General features: G+C 58.5%; 18 protein-coding genes. 5 read left to right on the top strand and 13 right to left on the bottom strand.

Annotated features, from left to right (window positions below):
* Positions 1 to 98 precede the first annotated feature (98 nt).
* From P0111_10975 to P0111_10955, 5 genes are all read right to left on the bottom strand, one after another.
* Complete coding sequence (locus tag P0111_10975; protein MDF0644546.1) at positions 99 to 1,466, bottom strand: outer membrane protein transport protein; 1,368 nt, start codon at positions 1,464 to 1,466, stop codon at positions 99 to 101.
* 9 nt (positions 1,467 to 1,475) lie between these two features.
* Complete coding sequence (locus P0111_10970; GenBank protein ID MDF0644545.1) at positions 1,476 to 4,535, bottom strand: Dyp-type peroxidase; 3,060 nt, start codon at positions 4,533 to 4,535, stop codon at positions 1,476 to 1,478.
* A gap of 14 nt (positions 4,536 to 4,549) precedes the next feature.
* Positions 4,550 to 5,203 carry a hypothetical protein gene (locus tag P0111_10965; protein ID MDF0644544.1) on the bottom strand — a complete coding sequence of 218 codons (654 nt, stop codon included), beginning with the start codon at positions 5,201 to 5,203 and terminating at the stop codon, positions 4,550 to 4,552.
* A 66-nt stretch (positions 5,204 to 5,269) separates the two neighbouring features.
* Complete coding sequence (locus tag P0111_10960) at positions 5,270 to 6,037, bottom strand: hypothetical protein (protein ID MDF0644543.1); 768 nt, start codon at positions 6,035 to 6,037, stop codon at positions 5,270 to 5,272.
* A gap of 519 nt (positions 6,038 to 6,556) precedes the next feature.
* Positions 6,557 to 7,786: an IS110 family transposase gene (locus tag P0111_10955; protein ID MDF0644542.1), complete on the bottom strand. Its 1,230-nt coding sequence runs from the start codon at positions 7,784 to 7,786 to the stop codon at positions 6,557 to 6,559.
* Positions 7,787 to 8,458: 672 nt separating this feature from the next.
* Here P0111_10955 and P0111_10950 point away from each other — a divergent pair.
* The 3 genes from P0111_10950 (at position 8,459) to sixA (ending at position 10,372) form a co-directional block, all read left to right on the top strand.
* Positions 8,459 to 8,752, top strand: coding sequence for a type II toxin-antitoxin system prevent-host-death family antitoxin (locus P0111_10950; protein ID MDF0644541.1), 294 nt, complete (start codon positions 8,459 to 8,461; stop codon positions 8,750 to 8,752).
* Between the two features lie 459 nt (positions 8,753 to 9,211).
* The gene (locus P0111_10945) at positions 9,212 to 9,799 is read left to right on the top strand and encodes a hypothetical protein (GenBank protein MDF0644540.1); all 588 of its coding nucleotides are present in this window, start codon (positions 9,212 to 9,214) and stop codon (positions 9,797 to 9,799) included.
* A gap of 36 nt (positions 9,800 to 9,835) precedes the next feature.
* Positions 9,836 to 10,372: a phosphohistidine phosphatase SixA gene (gene sixA / locus P0111_10940; GenBank protein MDF0644539.1), complete on the top strand. Its 537-nt coding sequence runs from the start codon at positions 9,836 to 9,838 to the stop codon at positions 10,370 to 10,372.
* Here sixA and P0111_10935 read toward each other — a convergent pair.
* The 3 genes from P0111_10935 to P0111_10925 are packed head-to-tail and all read right to left on the bottom strand — an operon-like array spanning position 10,369 to position 13,362.
* Positions 10,369 to 11,088, bottom strand: coding sequence for a thymidylate kinase (locus P0111_10935; protein ID MDF0644538.1), 720 nt, complete (start codon positions 11,086 to 11,088; stop codon positions 10,369 to 10,371). The genes sixA and P0111_10935 overlap by 4 nt on opposite strands.
* Positions 11,066 to 11,815: a dTMP kinase gene (gene tmk, locus P0111_10930; protein ID MDF0644537.1), complete on the bottom strand. Its 750-nt coding sequence runs from the start codon at positions 11,813 to 11,815 to the stop codon at positions 11,066 to 11,068. Before tmk ends, P0111_10935 begins: the two co-directional genes overlap by 23 nt.
* Positions 11,812 to 13,362 (bottom strand): Ppx/GppA phosphatase family protein, encoded by a 1,551-nt coding sequence (locus tag P0111_10925; protein ID MDF0644536.1) that lies wholly within the window; start codon positions 13,360 to 13,362, stop codon positions 11,812 to 11,814. The genes tmk and P0111_10925 overlap by 4 nt, the downstream gene beginning before the upstream one ends.
* A gap of 161 nt (positions 13,363 to 13,523) precedes the next feature.
* Between P0111_10925 and P0111_10920 the strand changes: the two genes are divergently transcribed.
* Positions 13,524 to 14,402: an SDR family oxidoreductase gene (locus tag P0111_10920; GenBank protein MDF0644535.1), complete on the top strand. Its 879-nt coding sequence runs from the start codon at positions 13,524 to 13,526 to the stop codon at positions 14,400 to 14,402.
* Positions 14,403 to 14,481: 79 nt separating this feature from the next.
* On the opposite strand, the gene P0111_10915 is transcribed toward P0111_10920, so the two are convergent.
* The 5 genes from P0111_10915 to P0111_10895 all read right to left on the bottom strand — a co-directional run bounded on the left by P0111_10915 (position 14,482) and on the right by P0111_10895 (position 18,026).
* The gene (locus tag P0111_10915; protein ID MDF0644534.1) at positions 14,482 to 14,916 is read right to left on the bottom strand and encodes a hypothetical protein; all 435 of its coding nucleotides are present in this window, start codon (positions 14,914 to 14,916) and stop codon (positions 14,482 to 14,484) included.
* A gap of 157 nt (positions 14,917 to 15,073) precedes the next feature.
* On the bottom strand, positions 15,074 to 16,264 hold the full coding sequence (locus P0111_10910; GenBank protein ID MDF0644533.1) for a hypothetical protein: 1,191 nt from the start codon (positions 16,262 to 16,264) through the stop codon (positions 15,074 to 15,076).
* A 4-nt stretch (positions 16,265 to 16,268) separates the two neighbouring features.
* Positions 16,269 to 16,481 (bottom strand): hypothetical protein, encoded by a 213-nt coding sequence (locus tag P0111_10905; protein ID MDF0644532.1) that lies wholly within the window; start codon positions 16,479 to 16,481, stop codon positions 16,269 to 16,271.
* Positions 16,482 to 16,578: 97 nt separating this feature from the next.
* Entirely contained in the window at positions 16,579 to 17,226 is a 648-nt protein-coding gene (locus tag P0111_10900) for a hypothetical protein (protein MDF0644531.1), read from the bottom strand.
* Between the two features lie 77 nt (positions 17,227 to 17,303).
* Positions 17,304 to 18,026, bottom strand: a complete 723-nt coding sequence (locus P0111_10895) for a chlorite dismutase family protein (GenBank protein MDF0644530.1) — start codon at positions 18,024 to 18,026, stop codon at positions 17,304 to 17,306.
* A 345-nt stretch (positions 18,027 to 18,371) separates the two neighbouring features.
* Between P0111_10895 and P0111_10890 the strand changes: the two genes are divergently transcribed.
* Positions 18,372 to 19,004, top strand: coding sequence for a hypothetical protein (locus P0111_10890; protein ID MDF0644529.1), 633 nt, complete (start codon positions 18,372 to 18,374; stop codon positions 19,002 to 19,004).
* Positions 19,005 to 19,012: the final 8 nt, after the last annotated feature.

Below are 19,012 nucleotides of genomic sequence, written 5' to 3'. Positions count from 1 at the left end.
TCCCAAGGAGGGCTAGAGTGGAGACTCTCCATTCGGTCAGGTGCTGACCCTTGATGCTTGTCGGTAGCCAATACTTCCTCTCGATGTGTTCATTTTCTTCAGAAGTTTATTCGGAGATTCAAGACACCGGCGTGCAAGATCGTATCATATGTGCCGTTGATTACGGGGCGGAGATTGTTCGTGATCGTCCTGGATTCGTAAAGCTGGTTCTTATACGCCACATCCAACCCGATGCCCTTTATGCCGACAGGACCCAACAGTGGAGTGTTGCATTTGATAATTCCGAGAAATCGTCCCCGGTCTTTACAGAGAAAGCCGAGACCTACGGAGAAGGAATTGTAATTGGCGTCGGGCACGGCTGGCTCAAACGTCTGTTCGGGAACAGGCGTTTGTGAACGAATATATCCGAACCGAGCGGCGACTTCCCATTCAGGGAGCACGTCTGGCCCCAGCCACTTATACTCGGTGCCTACGCGGGGGATAAACACGCCGCTCCAACCGCGTGGCTCCGGCAGCGTAGTCCCATTGCTGAGCTGGATGTTCAGTTGCTTCATGCTGTGCCAGTCAGCGTAATCAAGATCAAACTCCAATTTCCATTCGTGCTCTGCATCGCGTACCGGCCAGTAGGCCACAGCTCCCGTGTAGACATTTGGCAGAGTGAGGTCCACTCTAGCATCTGCGAGTAACCCACCGTTCACCAGGAAGTTTCCGTTGAGATTTAACGTGGTCTGGCTACGGTACACAAAGGCCAAGTTCAAACGTGGTTTGCCGGCTTCGTTTCGCCAGGGCGTCAGCATCACACCAATGTTGTAACCGACGGCGGTATCTTTCAGGTTCAACTCCAGACTTGTCGAAGGAGGAATGAATGAGTTCACCTGGACCGCGCCTTCTCCGGCAAAATTGGCAAAGGTATAGATATCAAGACCGGCACCAATGGAGAGATAGTCGTTGAACCGGTAGGCCATGGTCGGCTTGATATCAAGCAACGGCAAGGTTGCAAAGGTATCCAACGCTGAAAACGGCACATTCTGCGGCCAATTAATGATGAGCCCATAGGGGGAGTTGACGCCGACCCCCAAGGTCAAATTCTTTAGGAAACCAATGTCATAGCGATCTAGGCCTGCCGTGAGGTAAAAATTCGTCGGTGGCGGCCAGGCGATGGATCCGTCCAGGTTGCCCTTGTAGTTGCCGCCGGTGGGGCTGGTGTAGTTGTAGGACCCTCCAACCAAGAGGAGTCCTCCGTAAAATTGGACTCCCTGCAGTTGCGTCATGCCGGCAGGATTGTAGTAGATTGCGGATGGGTCGTCTGCCTGAGCGGCAAAGGCGGTCCCCTGCCCAGACGCAGCCGCACCTTGATCCAGCACACGAAAGGCTTCTCCCCGGGCTATGGCGGGCATTGACAACATAAGCAGCAATGCCAGAGATAACCACGGTAATGCCGCACTCGAGCCTGTTGCGTTTCGCATGCTGTCACCTCATGCCTGGAACTCCAGGTAGAAGTGTTTCGGAAACAAGTCGATCGGGTCGAACGGATCGTCGATCGCCCTTCGGAGATCCTTGAGTTGAAGCAGACGCGTGAACAATTCCTGGAACACAACCGGTATCAAACAACGGCCCATACATTCATGTCCGTCGTACCCGAAGAACAAATAGTCACGCTGGTTCCGATCGGTCCTGAACTCGTTCGGCTGCTTGAACGGTCCTTCGGCATCGAACATGGCCGGCAGGGTCGCGGCAAAAACCACCGTGCCCTTCTTGATTGTCGTCTGTCGTGGGGTCCCAACCGCGATTTCCGTGTCGCTCGTGCACATTCGAAATAGGAGATGGTTTTGTGGGTTGAATCTCATGGCTTCAAAGGTGTACCGGAGCACGAGAGCCTTATCGTTGAGCCTTGCGGCCTCCTGAGCCTCTTTGAGCTGCCGCGGGCGGCGGATCAGTTGGTCGATCGTCCTGGCGACGGCCTTCAGGGTGGTTTCCACCACCCCGACCGTGAGCCCCATGATGTTGCGTCTGACAAAGTGCGGAGCAAATGCGGGCTGCGCCTTCTGTTCCTCCAAGATGAGCTGTTTCAACACGGACTCCGTCCGCATGTCATATTCCTGGATCAGGCCGTCCAGATAGGGGTTCATTTCCGCTGCGGCCCTATCTGCAGCCTGTGACCATTCCGGAATTCCCCTCAGGTTCAGAAACAGGTCACGGTAGATATCGCGCAACCAGCGTTTGAAGCTTTCCGGATCCGGACCGGGCACTCCGAAATATCTCGCATTGATGCCGAGCGGAATGGGCCAGGCGAGATCCTGAATCACATCAATCTTTCCCGATTTGCGCTGCTTGAGATCGTTGAAAATCGGATCAAGGATCGCGGTGATGATCTGACCGAGCTGGTGAGTGACGGGGCTGTCTTGGACGGCCTTGGCGAGGATGGGCATCTCCCTCTGATACAGCGGGTCCGACAGCTCCCTGCCGAGAATAAACGGACCTCGTGGCGGATGCCCAGGCGGAAGATCCATCTGCTTCCGGTACAGCGCCACACTAAACTCAGGATGTCTCCTCCCGTCGAGCACTTCGACGACGTCCGCGTACTTCGTGATGACGGCAATCGGAGGGTTGGCAGTGTAAATTGGATTTCCGAATACTTTATACCCGTCCATTGTAAAAATTGTCCCTTGCGGTCCATCGGCCATCTCTCGCAATTCTTGCAACATTTCTTTTGGACGATAGACCAGCCAGCTCCTGATCATCTGCCCCTGCTCCTCAGATCGTTTGGCGGGGTCTCGATACCGTGTCGAGATCAATTCGAATTCTCTCCGGAAGGAAGACAGATCGCCCTGCACAAGCGACTTCAACGCGGTTAGGCTGGGAAGAAAGAAATACTCTCCACCTCGCGTCGTGACGAACTCCGGGAGATTCAGCGCCCAAGGTCGCCGCGTTCCAGCGGGCACTGTGAACTTCCGAGCGGTTTCATTGAATGAGAAAATCGTGACAATCGCCGAAACGCCGTCGGGGTGGGGGGTTATCTCTACCTTCTCAACTTGAAGCGATAGCGCTAACTTCTCCGGAAACCCAGCCGTCCTGTCCAGTTTGATTCCGGAGGATGGTTTGTAAGTAATCTCGATCGTGGTGGGGTTACGGACGACTGCTGTGACGGCGCCGGCGATGCCGCCTGCGAGACACATTCTTGTGAGAATGTCAGAATAGGTCTGCGGAGCATGGGAGGGGGTCACATCCCGTTGATCTCGATTGTTCCCAAGGAGTGGATCGCGGTCGGTTCGATCCAAGCGAAACGGATCGCCGTCGTTGACCCAGTTGCGCTGAACGAACTCGAATTGCCTTTCGATATCGGACACCAGGGCTATGAACACCAGACCGCGATCTTCGGTCTCGTCGTCTTTTGTTTGTATCGGCCGCCCATAGGGTAAACTGCGCCGGATCATCCGGTGTCTCGTGCTCATCGATTCAAGAATCAGATTGCCGTGTGTGTCCAGCTTTAAATCCCGCGGATTGGTCCTGCGAATGTGCGCGCCGACGGGACAATGGATCCCCTTGTCATCGACCGTTCCGGTGTTTTCATCCACAAACGCAAAGGCGTTGATTGTTTCATCGGTCGTGAACGCAGGATCATCACGTTCCCAGGATCGATCGACGGGACAACCGCTCGGCCAGCGACCGACCATGAGGGCTGCCAACCGGTCTTTGGCCGCCGTATCCCCGAAGACGAATTTCGCCTCTTCTTTCATTTGTGCATGGAACTTGGCCACGTCTTGATGGAGCTTTCGCAGGACGAGATAGGTCCCGTTGGTTCCGAGTTCCGGAGGAATCAGCGGCTGATTGATGCGATCGAGCTCATCTTTGTAACCCAGAAGAAACTCACCGAGTTTCAAAGGTGCAAAGGAATCCGCCAGGTTTGCGTCGGCTCTCGAAGGTTTGATCCGCTTTCCCCCGTATGGTTCGATGGGAGGCCCTGGATTCGTTCCCTCGATCCACGGCTGGCTGATTCCATCCTTGAAGCCAAAATGTTCTTTGTTGCCCGGGAGACCGTCCGCCTCCATCCTCGCCAGCAAGGTCACTCCCGCTGGAAACCCGGTTGTGCGCTCAATCTGGTCGTGAGCCTTCTTCTCGAGGTCATCGCAGTGCGTCCTGTCGGCGCCGTGGATGATGGCGAGGATGTGGACCTGGGGTGAGCCGAGCGGTCGCTCCCAGTTTTCCGGCGCGCTTCCGCCGAAATCACAGAGCACACCCGCCCGATTCTTCATGCCCTGTTGGAATTCCGGTGGAAAACTGTCGAGAGAGGTCGGTGACAGGCCGAGTGCCCGGAACCCCTGAAACGTGACTGCGATGTTTACCATTGACTGGGGCCTCTCGTGGACTTTGCGTTTCTCGGTGGTAATGAATTCGAGGAGAGCATCAAGCCATTGCAGTGCCTGTTCGACGAGGTCCACTCGGTAGAACAAATAGGTTGCGTAGCCGGCATCGTATTTACTCAGGATATTGCCTTGGACATCCTGAAGGTCTAGTAGGGGTTGCTCCGGGCTCATGGCGGAACCTCCGATCAGTGCTTATCGAAATCTTCGGGAGTGGGCAGCGCCAGCTCTGTCAAAAAGGCGTGAATCTTTCCTCTGGCGTCGTCGAGGCTTTTTGGCGTGATCATCCGGGCGCCAAGGGGCTGCTGGAGTTGAGAGTATTGTTTGCAGCACTCCGAAATGGCTTCAACCGTATCGGCCAGTTCCGGGAGCAACCTGGCGATCGCGTGTTCCGTTCTCCCTTTCCAATAGAGAGCCCGCTTCACTTCCTTGACCGTATGCCGCGGATACGCGGAATAGTAGTACTCGGCGGGGACCATGTGATCGCGTACATATTGAATGAACGGCCCTACGGGTCTTGCGCCGGGCCAGCCGATGCAATTTCCGAAAATCATATTGAGCGGGCCTTCGTCCCGCTCCGCGAATTCAGCCAAATACCCTTCAAGATCACCATCAAAATTGCTCGTAAATAGCAGCCGAGTGCCTCCATCCAAAATGACCCACCGCGCGTAGTGAATGGATTCGATCTGTTCAATCGGGCTCGAATCACCGGCCTGCTCCGCACGTTTCCGGAGATCGAAGATCATTCGTAACCGCTCGGCCCCTCCCGGGTTCAGCGGAGCGATAGCCGTCAATTCCGTGACGTTGTTGCAGAGCTGAATTCCTTTGCGAATTTCAGGCATCCGTCACCTCCTCCTGCCCGGGACCTTGTGATGTTTGAAGTCATCTCCGCAAGCTCCATGATGTACTTAGGAATACTTGGAGCGATTTGTCCTGAGCTCATCCTGATAGGCGGCGTACTCGAAGTTGAGCTGTGGGGCAAGGTCAGGCCTGTTTGTCTGCATCCAATCTAGGGCCGCCTTTTTCCCGATGATGTACGCCACCGAATAATCCTCCCAATACATATAATGATTGAGGGGAGTCCACCGTAAGAGTAGATGCCAAGGATTCCACCAGTGGCCCAGGCTGATCTCCTTGTCCAGAAAGACGGCCTCGCAATAGGCTGTGTTGAGTGGTTTCAGGGGGTATCCGACGATGTCCTGCGGGTCGAAAATGTTGATCCAGAGACCGTTGGGATTCTGCATGCGAATTGCCTTCTGGAAGCATTTCTCCGTATCCATCTTGTAACGAAGGGTATAGAGCGATAGAGGGCAACCGAGAGAGAAGAAATTCGCCAATCGCAACTGCGCCGGCCACCAACAGTTCCCGTTCCGACGCGCATCGTACAGTGCATCGGAAGCGATGACAGAGCCCAGGCTGTGCCCGACGATCGTCACAGGCGCCGGATTCTGCCCTGTAGCTTCGGTCGCCATCGTTTCGCTCATACATTCGGCAATCGTGGCAGTGATGATGTCGTGGATGCGCGCGTACTTGTTGTCACCGGGGGATTTGATATAGGCGATCAAGTCCCCCTGATACACGACAGCAAGTTTTCTGAGTCGGGACCAATACTTCAGCTGATGTAGCCAACTCTTGGGATTAGAAGGCACGTCCGTCAGAATTAGTCTCCACGGCAACTTTGCCCTCATCGACTTGCCTTTGATACGCATGGTAGGGAACAAATCATTCCACAACCTGTCTTGCTGTGGTTGAGTGACGTCGGACCACAAGGCCTCCTTAAAGTTGAGCGACTCTGGAGGGGGTATTATTCCCATGAGACGAGATACTGTCCCGGAGAAGGTGTGGAAGATCCGAGGTTGTATCCACTCGCTAAAACCCCCTGGTTCATCCCCGATCCCATGGACGAAAACTATGTGATGTGGGACCATGGACAGATAGTTTCCGAGGGTTGCCGAAGTCCGGAGGATCAGTTCAGGAGCGATGCGTGCGTCTTTTCCCTCCAGCAATCCACAGGCCAGGGTATCCGGCCCGAGTGTTAGGCGCCTAATTACCTGGTTTCAGGAGCCTTCACATCATGACTGCTCACTCGCGCCAACTACATGCCGAAGTAATAGGCTGAATCTCTTTGGGTACAGCTAGGATCGAATTTGATGCTAATTGCCAGACTAGACCCTGCTTCGAAAATGCCGCCGCTGTTACGCCACTGGTTCGAGGATCACGTGATGTCCCAACCGCTCCAGTTGCTTGACATGTCGGCGCGTGGCCTGTTCCCGCTCCCGCTGATCGAGATAGTTTGCCCCGAGCTCGTGGTACGGAACCCCGTGCTTCAGCATATGATAGACCATCACAAGGATTGTGTGGGCCACGGCCACCACGGCCTTCTTGTGCCCTCGATGACGCATGATGCGCCGATAGCGGGCTGCGAGCCGACTCTCTTTGACCCGGACGGCGGCCAGCGCCGCTTCCACTAACGTGGCGCGCAGCCAACGGTTGCCCTTCCGGGGCGTGCCGCTCGTATGCTTGCCCGCGCTTTCGTGGTGACCTGGGCAGAGACCAGCCCAACTGACCAGATGACGATCTGACGGAAAGAGGCGGAGGTCGAGGCCGATCTCCGCCACGACCCCTTCAATCGTTCGCTGGTTCACCCCCGGGATCGCATCCAGAGGGGTCAGCCTCGCCCCGAACGGGCGCAGTTGCTCCGCGATCGGCTCACTGAGCCGGACGATCGCCCCCTCCAAGTAATCGAGATGTGCTAACAGTTCACTGACCAGCAACGCGTGATGCCGCCGAAAGCGTCCAACCAGGGCCTGTCGCAGCGCCGGCAACTTGGCGCGCAGACGGCCTCTGGCCAGCTCGTCCAGCACGTCAGGATCCGTGGTGCCGGCCGCCAGAGCGTCCAGCATCGCGCGACCCGACACGCCGAGAATATCCCTGGCGACCGAGGCCAGCTTCACGCCGGTATCCTCCAGCACCTTGTGCAGCCGCTGTGCTTCGCGGGCGCGTTCTTGGGTGAGCACCTTGCGAGAGCGGACCAGGTCCCGCAACTCTCGGATCGGCGCCGGCGGGACGAAGCTCCCCCGCAAGAGCCCGCACTCCAGCCATTGCGCGATCCAGACACAGTCCTGCACGTCGGTCTTCCGCCCCGGCACGTTGTGCATATGGGCGGCGTTGACCAAGAGACAGCGGAAGGCGTCTTCAAGCACATAGTAGACCGGCTTCCAGTAGACACCGGTGTTCTCCATGGCGACGTGGGTGACGCGGTGCGCCGTCAGCCAGGCGCGCAGCGCTAGCAGGTCCGCAGTCATCGTGGCAACCGTACGGATGTGCTGCTGGCGGGCGCCATCAGGGCCTGGCACCCGCACACACACCGCCACCGTTTTTTTGTGCACATCCAGTCCAGCGCAACGCTCAATCAACGCATCCATGGCAACCTCCTTCCGGTTAAGGGGGCCGGGGCCCGGAGGAGCCTGCTGGTGAACGATTCTGCTTCTCGTGCTCGTGGCAACACTGCGGGGTGCCGCACGCTCCCGCGTCAGACTATCTCTCGGACTCACGGGTACCAAGGGTCTCCGACGTCACCCGGGCCACGGCCCCCTGTAGGATAGTGCATTTTCATGTTGCAGGGTGAGCCAATCGCTCATGAGGACTATCTCAAAATTCGTCCATGACGGGATGGGGTCTGCTGTCGTCATTCCCGCGCAGGCGGGAATCCAGACTATTCAGGTCACTCTGGATGCCCGCTTTCGCGGGCATGACCGGTTCTTACCGGAATACCCATTTTGGGATAGGTTCTAGAACGGATTCTCGGATGGTTGGATCTTTCCGTCGGTTCCGATAGACATCGCCTGATGTCTCTTACTCTCCCATCCTCTTGTGAGCCGGCTCTCATGGAGCGCTTTCTCAAAGTCGAAGCTACGGCCCTCTGGTCGGTCCGAGCAGCGCAGCAGGAAAGAACTGCCGCTTGATTCCGGTCATTCGCCACGCGTGATGCCGTACATATCTGCTGAAGGAAAGTTCTGTGGTTTCTTCCGTGCTTGTGGAGATGTATCGTTATGGACTATAGTGGTCATATAAACTAGTACAATGAGGTCTGATCTATGAAACGAACGGGGGTCTCAACGCTCAAGGCTACGTTGAGTGCCTGCCTGGCCAGAGTGAAGGCAGGTGACGAAGTGCTTGTCATGGAAAGGGGAAAACCGATCGCCAAGCTTGTTCCCTTGCGCAAAGGCACTGACGGCACCGCGGCTCATCTGGAGGACCTTGCTCGCGCCGGATTGGTCCGTGTGGGAACCAGCAAGTTGCCGGCCGGATTCTGGAAAATGCCACGGCCGAAGGATCGAAAGCGGCGAGGGTTGAAGGCCCTCCTGGCTGACCGAGCAGTGGGACGATGAGGTTTTGGGACGCCTCGGCTCTTATCCCGCTCTGCCTCCATGAGCGACAAACCGGTTTCCTCAAGAAACTTGTTCAGGAAGATGAGGAAATCGTGGCTTGGTGGGCGTCGCCCGTCGAATGCCTTTCCGCCCTCGCCCGGTTGAGAAGAGAACGTTGTCTCAGTGTCGCTGAGGAAGGACAGGCACAGGCGATCTTACGGGCGCTTATGGAGGCTTGGACGGAGGTTGAACCCAGCGGGCATGTCCGAGAACAAGCAGGGCGTGTGCTGCGGCTCCATCCATTGCGGGCAGCCGATGCCCTCCAGTTAGCCGCGGCGCTGGTGTGGTGTCAGGGGAATCCAGACAATCACTCGTTTGTGTGTCTGGATCAGCGATTAAGGGATGCAGCTCGACGGGAGGGATTCCTTCTCCTTCCCAGTAGCTAGGTAGACCCTTGCGTAACCACACTCAGAGTGCCACATGATTCCCAATCTCCCATCCTCCTGCGAACCGGCTCTCTTGGAGCGATTTCTCAAAGCCGAGGCCATGGCCCTCTGGTCCGTGCGGGCGGCGCAGGTGAGGGACGTACCCCCCGGCGTCTTGACGTTCCTCCGCCGGCATGAGGAAGAGGAAGCCGAGCATCTTCGTGAATTCGAGGCTCGGCTCGGGGTGATCTCGCACCGGCGGGAGAAGCTCCCACGGGTGCCCAGCCAATGGTGGGCACTGGTCATTCACCTCTACGGCTACGAGACGCTCGGATTGGAGTTTGCCAAGCTCCTGGTGCAGGTACAGCCGGAGCTGCAGTCGATTCTCGAGGATGAGCTGGTCCACGTCGAATTCTTCGAGGGAGAAGTGCGGAATTTGCTGGCTCAAGGAGGACGAGGTGCCGTGGAGGCTAGGAAATCCGCGCAAGCCTGGTGGCGGAGATTGCCACCCACCGTCGATCGGTATCTCGAAGGAGAACAGCTGGCTCCGTACCGAACAGAATTGAAACGTCTCATCCTGGCGTCGATTGAAAAACGGTTTACGGCTCTTGGACTCGTCTTGGAAGAGCGAACGGAATCATAATAGGGGTAACGGGCTACTGGGGTAGTGGGAGGGGATATGGATTGTGTCTTGATTCGGCATGGCATCGCGATCGATCGGGAGGAATGGGAAGGACCGGATGAGGATCGTCCCCTCACGGATCGAGGGGCGAAGCGAGTGGCTCAGGTGGCGGAAGGACTCAGGTGGCTTGAACTGCAGCCGACGCACGTGCTGGCCAGCCCCTTGCTGCGCGCGATCGAGACGGCGAAGATTCTACAAGAGACGCACCGCGTCCGGTCCGCCGTGCAGATCGCCGATGAATTGCTGCCCGACGCCTCTCCGGAGCGTTTGTTGACGCGCTTGTCGGATCTGCCGCCTGAATCCTGTGTGTTCTGCGTCGGTCATGAACCCCATCTGGGGCTGATCGCGTCGCTGATGCTCACGGGCAAGCCGTCGATGGGATTTCCCTTCAAAAAAGCCGGCGCCTGTCTTATTGAGATCGCGATGCCGCTCAAGCCGGGCCGAGGCATCCTGCGCTGGTGGATGGAGCCGAGCCACCTGCGCGGGCTCGGCAGAAAGAAACGCAGAGGCGACAAGCTGCCGCTGAAGACTTAAGATTTGGGGAGCGCGCCTTCTTCCCTGATCGGAGCAGGCATCGTGGTGCGGGCCAAGCCTCCCTGCCTCAAGAGCTGCTGAATCTTGCTTCGTAACTCGTCCTGAATCTCCTCAGGCGACTTTCTGGCGTCTACCACTTCGAACTTGAATTCCTCCGCCATCTTGTCGAATTCTCCGATGAGCAGCGATTGGTATTTCTTGAAGCTGTCGTAGAGGTCGGCGCCCAATCTGAGATCCATTCCCGATTCCCAGTAGTTCATCGCCTTGGTTTCGATCACACGCAAGACCAGTGTTTCCACGTCGATGCGGAGATAGCAGACGAGGTCCGGCACAAGCGCGAAGCCGAAGACGTCCCGGATCCATTTACGGTCGTTACTGCGGACGAAGTCTCGTGCGAAGGCCGTGAAGATGTAGCGGTCCGCCAGGACGATGAAGCCGGATCGGAGAGCCGGAATGATCTGGTGTTCCAGCCGATCGGCGAAGTCGGTCGCATAGAGCAGGCTCAGCGACCAGCGATCGATGATGTTGCCCTCCTTGGCGACCTCGATCGTCTTGGACATCAGGTTTGACCTGGTCCAACCGGTGGTGATGACCCCATAGCCCTGCACTTCGAGCCATTCCTGCAACATCTCGATGTGCGTGGAGCGGCCGACCCCGTCCGTGCCCTCGATGGCGATCAGTTTGCCTTTGAGATCACTCGGATTTAGGTACGTCAAACCGTCGCCAAAATAGTGAGCGTCTCCCATGAGTCCCCCGTCTCGGTTTGTAGTCCTTCAACGCCTCATCCACCAGGGCCCGCATGCCGTCCTGCTGGGCGGCAATGTCTTTCGTGGCATCCATCGGGATGAGTTGATATTCGTCCACGATCTTGTCGTATTGCGAGAGGATCCGCGACTGAAAAATGCGGAAGCTTTCGGTCACGTCCTGGCTCAGGTTCATGTCCATCCCCGCCTCGTAGTACTTGAACTGGCCGCGCGTGCCGCCGAGCAGGCGAGAGATGGCGACTTCGATAGGAACTTTGAAATAGAAGGCCATGTCCGGCCGGATCGCGAAGCTGTAGAGTTTGCGCACCCACTCGGGGGAGACCCCGCGCACCACGTCGCGCGCAAAGGCCGTGTACATGTAGCGGTCGGCCAGCACCAGCATGCCGGCTTTGAGCGGCGGCAAGATCTCATGATAGAGGCGGCTCGCGAAATCGGTCGCATGCAGCAAGCTGAAGGTGGTCGGCGTGAGGCTCTTGTTCTTCTTGCCGCGCTTGGTCGTGTCCTTGACCAGTTCCGAGGAATTCCATTCGGTGAAGAAGACCTTGTGGCCTTTCGATTCGAGCCACTTGTGGAGCAACAAGAGCTGCGTGCTCTTGCCGGAGCCGTCGATACCCTCGACGATGATCAGCTTTCCGGGATAGGGGTGGGGGGCGTTGGAAGGCGCGGTCTGGTCGATCATGCGTTGTCCTCTTGTGCCGAAAGAATGAAGTGGACCCGTCTGCGGAATACCCGTTCGAAGAGGTCCGCGCGGCCTCGCGCCGCCCAGGCTTCCAATTCCGCGTCGCCGGTGACGTGAGCGGTGATGGTGACGGTACGGCCGAGTCTGACGTCCACGGAGCGCACGACGGAAAATCGCGTGCGGTCGAGCGCATCCGCGATCCGGAGCAGCGAGGCCAGAAGGCGCACGGTGCGCTGGCGCTTCGCCGGCAGCGCCTCGTATCCTTCATGTTTGGTCTGCGGCAAGGCACGCCGATGATACCGGGCCACGTTGGCGATGATCTGCAGCTCATCGACCGAGAGGCCGCCCAGGCCGCTGTGGGTGATCAGATAGTAGGCGTGCTTGTGATGCTGGCGTTCGTTGATGAGATAACCCACGTCGTGGAGAATGGCGGCGTACTCCAGCCAGTCCCGTTCGGCCTGGCCGAGCCCGTGCAGCCGCTTGGTCTGATCGAACAGACGCAACGCCAGGCCGGCGACGTGCAGACTGTGCGCTTCGGGAGCCTGACAGCGGCGGGCAAACGCCATGACGTTTCGCCTGCGCAGATCGGGAATCTCCGCTTCTGCTTTGAGCCGTTCCTTGTGGCGGACGACAAAATCGTAGATGACGCCTTCGCGGATGGCTTTGTCGCAGAGCACCATCTCGTCGCGTTCCGTGAGTTCCATCACGCGGCGCAGCACGATGGCGGCGGGAAACAACGTGTCCACCCGCTTGGTGTCCAGGCCTGCGATGGCTAGGCGCTCCTTGATGGTCAAGCGTCGAAGTTCCTGCTCGAGTTCCTTGATGTCCTTGAGGCTGACCGTGGCGAGGTTGAGCTGGGGGAGCGGCCGCCCGGTCTTTTTCAAATGAATGACTTCGGTCAGATTGCCGGCCATGCCGGAGGTAGCGATGAAGGAGTCGAATCGCTTGGGCTTGAACGAATCGAGCGCCTCCTTCAATCGCTCGGTGACCAGATCTTCGAGCGCGTGCAACATGCCGTCCGAAGGAGGCGTGCGTTTCAAAAATTGGTCGGCGAGCCTGATGGCGCCGAGCTTGAGGCTCTTCACATGCAGCAGTTGGTCGCGGTTACCCACCATGAGCTCGACCGAACCGCCGCCCACGTCGACCGCCAGCACTGGTTGGTCCCCCATGGGCACGCTGTTCTTCACGGCGAGGAAGATTAGGCGGGCCTCTTCATTTCCGGACACCACCCTGATGGTGAGGCGGAGCTGCTCTGCGACCAGATCGATGAAATCGCCGCCGTTCTTGGCTTCGCGCACGGCGCTGGTGGCCACGGCCACGATTCGGTCATAGCCCTTGTTGCGGGCGAGGGTGACGAGCTGGCGCAGGACCTCCAGTCCGCGCGTGATGGCCTCATCGGAGAGCCGCTGCGATTCGAACGTCCCGTCGCCCAGCCGGGCCATATTCTTGAAGCGGTCGACAATCTTGTAGTTCCCGTCCGGCTGGACTTCAGCCAATACCATATGGATGGAATTGGTGCCGATATCGATGACGGCTAGCTTAGTCATGAATCACTGCTGCAAAATCAATAGGTTGGAGTTGAAGCCTTCGCCGGCCTCTGTATAGAATCGTCAAACCCGACCGCGACGATAAAGAATGAGCGGAGGCCTGTCAAGGCCATGATTGGTTAAATTATTGTGAAATTTCAACTACTTTGAGGAGAATTCCTATGAGACTGCAGTCTCCGCCTCGATTCATCGTGCTCACCGGTGCCTCGACCGGTATCGGTGCCGCCTGCGCCTTGGCCTGCGTGAGTCACGGTATGACCGTCTTCGCCGGAGTGCGATCTCGGGAAGCCGGCGAGGCGCTGCGTCGGCAGGGAGGAGAGCGTCTCATCCCGGTTCATCTTGATGTCACCGACCCGGAATCGATCCGGCAAGCGGAAAGGGTTGTACGTGGAACCGTGGGCCTGACAGGCCTGAGCGGCCTGGTGAATAACGCCGGCATCGCCGTGGGCAGCCCGTTGGAAGTCGTTCCGATCGACGCCCTGCGGAGACAACTCGACGTGAACGTGATCGGGCAGATCATGGTCACGCAGGCGTTCCTGCCGCTGCTCCGGCTCGCGCGCGGCCGGATCGTCAACATGGGTTCCATCGCGGGACGCGGAACGATCCCGGTCATGGGGCCATATTCAGCTTCGAAACATGCCCTGGAGGCGTTGACAGATGCGCTGCGTCTGGAATTGCAACCCTGGGGCATTCGCGTTGCGATCATCGAACCAGGCGCCATTGCGACACCGATCTGGGAGAAGTCGACGAAGACCGGCGATGAGATCGCCGTCTCGGTCGGTCCGGCCGCGATGGCTCTCTATGGAGATCTGGTGGCACGGGTCAAGGATACGGTCGCGCAAGCGGCGAGGAGGGCGATCTCACCGGATGTTGTGGCGCAGACGGTGCTCCATGCCCTGACCGCCTCGAAACCGAAGACCCGATATCTCGTGGGGCTCGATGCGAAAATCCGCAGTCTGATGCTCAAGTGGCTTCCCGATCGGGCGCAGGATTGGATGCTTACGAAGGTGTTGACGCTGCCCGCGTGGAATTCCAAGTAGCGCGAGGCAGCGAAGCGGGAAGCGAAAAACTCGAAACGCGAGACTCGAAACTTCAACGCCTCAAGATTCTTCGCGGACCTCAGCCGACTAGATCGGGATTGAGGCGATTCAAGGAACGGATGGACATGGCCTTGATCTCGTTGTAGATGATTGTGCGGCCGGCCTGGCGCAGCCTCGTGAATATGCCTTCGACGATCACTTGATCGCCTTCACGCACTTCCGCCTGACCGAGACCGATCACCTTGACCGTTCCCGCGTGGTCTTTGAGGAGAAATCCGTAGGCGGGTTGACCTTGGCGATTGGTCGCGAGCTGGACATTGGTGACTTCGCCGCTTACGACGACCTCCTGACGGTCGTATTGTTCGGGATGGGAGATCAACTCGGCCAGATCCAACATGCCGGAGGCGGAGACTGTCGGCGGAGCCGCAAGAATTCCAAACAGGAAGACGGCATACCAGAGTCGAGCGGCAAGAGGTCGGGTGGAACGCTGCGAATGCTGCGTCACAAATCGCATGGTGCCTCCTAACGAATACCGCTACTATACCGTGGCCTTTCCAGTTTGAACAGAGTCCAATTTCCTGTTGCGGTATCTTCTCTGACGCCGGTCGGCGATCATAGGCCGGCTTGAATCGATGAGGCCGTAGACACGTCGACGGCGCGGGTCAAAGCACTCACCACTTCCCCCCGCCATAGAGATCGGGATGTTGTTCCCCGAACATGCTCTTGAGCACGTGCTCTCTCATGTCGTTGGCCGGGTCGGTGGATTTCTTCTCGAGCTGCTTCGTGTCTTCTTCCTGATCGTGGGGTTTGGGGGTGACGCGGGCCAGCAGCGTCTCGTCGATGGATTCCGGCGAGCTGTCCGTGTCGCCCAGAATGGCCGCCAGCCGCTGGAGGCCGAAGAGGTTTCTGGTGACTTCCGACAGAACGGCGTTCGAGCTGGCGCCCTGGACGAGCGACAACCAGAACTTAGTTTCCACGTCCTCGGCGAGGGTTCCTCCAACCAACAATGTCAGTTTTTCGATGAGGTTCGCTTCCGTGCGCTCCAGGCCGTCATAGGTGGAGACCGATCGCTGGACGGGCCGCGCGGCCAGTACGGTGAAGGTCTCTTTCCACAAGTCGATCGGCGTGGATGCCGGTCCAGTCCCGGTGGCGGCCCCCTGCAGCGCGGCCTGCAGGGCCTGCAGGTACGCCGTCATGTGTTTGACCTTGCGCGCCGCCAGGCTGCCGGCGGGAATGCCCCAGATATGGGCGATTTCATGATCCTGAAGCGGCTGATAATCGGCCGTCTGGCGTTCGCGGGCGGCCAACGCCAACCGCTTCCGGTACCGCTCGGCGAAGCGGAGTTGGACCTGCATCTCGATGCCGAGTCTCTGTTGCTGATAGTCCTCAAGGGGAATCTCCTGCGCCTCCCACCGCTGTTCCAACATGCGGACGGCCGGTCTGTGAACGGCGGTGCGGGCCTGGGATTGCAGAGCCTGCAGGCCATCGGGCTGCAGATTGAATCGAGTCGTCAAGAGGTGAGCGGCCCGCTCGGCCATCAGCTCCCGCAGCCGCAACAACGTGGTGAGGCACTCGCTCTGCAGCCAGGTTCGTTCGCGCTTCAACCGGACTTGGCGGAAATACTGGTCGCGCTTGTCCCGGACCGCCTTTACGGCCTCTTGGGTCAGAATATTGTAAGTCGGCTTTGTGCCGGCCACACACCTGGGATCCGGCCGATCCATCGTCATGTAGTTGATTTCTTCATCCGAGACGTCGAAATGCTGCAACAGAATCAGATGGAGCATGATCCGGGCCTGGATCGGCAGCGCATCGATGACCGATTCGATGAGAGACGGCGTGAGCGGCGATGTGGCGGTGGACATGGTGTTAGGCGGTTCCCGTTCTTTGAGCTTCCAAGTAGCTGGCGACGTATTCCCGCACTTGCTGGACCGAGCCGTTGACGTACAGTTCTCTCGGAATTTCCACCCGGGTCAATGTCGCCGGGTTGATCCCGCGCTCCGAGGCGTAGTCCTCGTCGATATAGAGGCTCACCGAACCGTCGGCGTGTCTGATGGCGTAGAGGGCGTTGTTGTCGGCCATGGGAGTGACGAACGTCCGTCGGGATGCCGTCGAAACTGATCTACAGGTAACATATGCGCGAGCGCGCTGTCAAAGATCGGATCTGACTACAACTCATTCATTTCGTGAGGAGAATCCGCCTTCGCCAGACGACATAGCACGTCGACAGGACGATCGCGACAAGGAGGGTGTTTCGGATGCGTCCCGACCCGAAACAGGTGAGATTGACCAGACCGTTGGTGAAGCCGTAGGCGGCGTATATGAGGTACAGGAAGAGGGACCAACGCGCGAGTTTCATGAATCCCACCCCGACACCCAGATGCAAGGCGGGGGAGATGGCTTTGGTCAGGAACCCTGTAACACCTTCCAGCTTGGTGCAGTAGAAGGGCAGGAGATAGTCGAGATTCTTGAGGATGATCCAAGTGTCGTTGACCGCGCTGACAACGAGGAGCAATCCGAGAAACCGGATGTCGTGCCCTCTCGACCAGACCCGCTGCCAGGTGCGGAGCCAGTTCGATGTCTCGACGCTTGGACCCAGAAAGGCATCGTAGCTTTGAAAGGCCCACCACGGCAGCGCCAGGAGCATGAAGAAAAAGACTTCGGCCGCCCGCCCGGACACGCGGCCCAGCGCCAAGCTAAGGCCGATGAGCAGCAGGGTGACCGAGAAACTCGCCAAACCGGCGCCGACACGCTGTTGAAAGAGATGGCCGCTGCCCGGGAGAATCGCCGACAGGACGGCGGCGCGTTGATCGGCGTGGTCGTACATGCGGAAAATGCGAAGGCCTTCGACCCGCGGATCGAAGGCCTTCGTCTCTCGTTGAACCAGGTCTGTAGTCCGACGGCTCAGCCGCCGAGGGTGTCGAGCGTCTCCTTGAGGCTCCGGCGGATGCAGGTAAAGATCGGGGTGTCGCGCAGGGTATAGCGGGACCCTTCCGTTTCTCTGAGGGCCATCACCAGGTCCAGGAAATCTTCCGGCTTGTCGCTCTCGAACGCCACCACCCATTCCTGATCATCCAAACCGAACGAGTAGGTCGTGTTGAGCTTGACGGACGGGAACCGGTGCCCGACTTCAATGTGCTCGTCCATCATGCCCTGGCGGGCCGCCTTCGTCAGGAGGAACCATTCACGGGTCTTCAAGAACGGATACACGAAGATGTATTTGCTCTTGCCGGGGACGACCGTCAGCCGCTTGCTCTCCTGTCCTTCGTGCGAATGGTTGTCCACATAGATCGAGCGCTTGGTCATGGACAGGTAGGAATAGGGAGTGGAGAGATACTTGCCTAGGCCGGATGCCATGATCTTGGTGCTCATTTCCTGGAAGAGCTCCAAATCGTAACTGATTCGCCAGAGCATGATGTCGCAATCGCCGCGGATGCCGACGGCGGAATAGGCGATCACCAGCACCTTGCCCTGGTAGTCTTCGACGGCGCGGAGAAACTCTTGCTTGCCCCTCGTTCGCTCGTCTTCCGGGAGCCGCCGCCACGCCGGATCGACCTTGTAGAAAACAAAGTTCACATACTGGCGCTTGGGGGGTTGCGGTGGTGCTTGTTGCTCCGGGGCTGCCATGGACTCCTCCGTGTAACGATAACGTCTTAATAAGGCGGATTTAGCGTGCGGACTGCAGTGTTTATCACTTCGACTTTTGCTTTGTCAACGGGGCCGGGAACGTGTCGGCGGCTCGTTGACAGGGCTCCGGCGATCTGTTACTGCCAGCATGGCGAACCGTGGAAATTTCCACTCCCGGCGGCGCCCCATGTGTCGGGTTCAGATCTCCCACTGGGGCATTGCGTGGTCGCTGCGCGTGATCGCTGCGATGGTTCGCTGCGGATGCGCGCGAGACGACCGTCGACCATGGGACGGCGGGCCGGCGATTCGGAACGGGACAGAGAGCGACAGCCGACGGAGGGGACCATGGGTCGCCATCGTTCAATGTATCGGTATCGGCTTCGATCGGACGCGACGCGGACGATGGTTGCGGCCATGCTGTTGACGCTGAGCGGTTTCGGGACGCCGGCGGGGGCGATCGAGGTCGCCCCGACCAACGAGCAGGTGCGCGCGGCGCTGGCTCGCGGCAAGGACGCGGCTGAACGCCATGATCCGCCCGATAGTTTTTATGTGCGCTTCGGCTCGACGGACGCGGTCCATCCGAGCGGATTCCTGATCACCAAGCTGGGTTCGTTGTCCGTGTTGGCGACCCATATGGCGCTTCGCGGAGCGGAACCCAGCGACGCGGACATCATGCAGGTGTTGGAAACCAAGACCATGCTGGTCAGCACCGTCATCTTCGGTGATATGCCGACGATTGCCGCAGAGAGTTACATGGTGTTTGATCAGAGTGGGCGGACGATCAATCCCGTGACCGTGCGATTCGACGGGCAGGGCAGCCGTAGCGCGGCCTGGCCGGACAGCCCCCGCTTCAAGGCCAAAGTGATTGCATCCTTCAACTATGCGGATTTCGATCCGAATGCCCCCACGACCCTGACCGTTTTTCCGGCCAACGGGGGTGAAGTGAGTTTTGCCCTCGATTTCTCACAATTCCCCTAACGGACGCG

The sequence above is a fragment of the Nitrospira sp. genome, assembly GCA_029194535.1.
GTDB lineage: Bacteria > Nitrospirota > Nitrospiria > Nitrospirales > Nitrospiraceae > Nitrospira_C.
The sequence above is the reverse complement of the archived record's forward strand: the minus strand, read 5'-3'. Positions and strand labels throughout refer to the sequence as shown.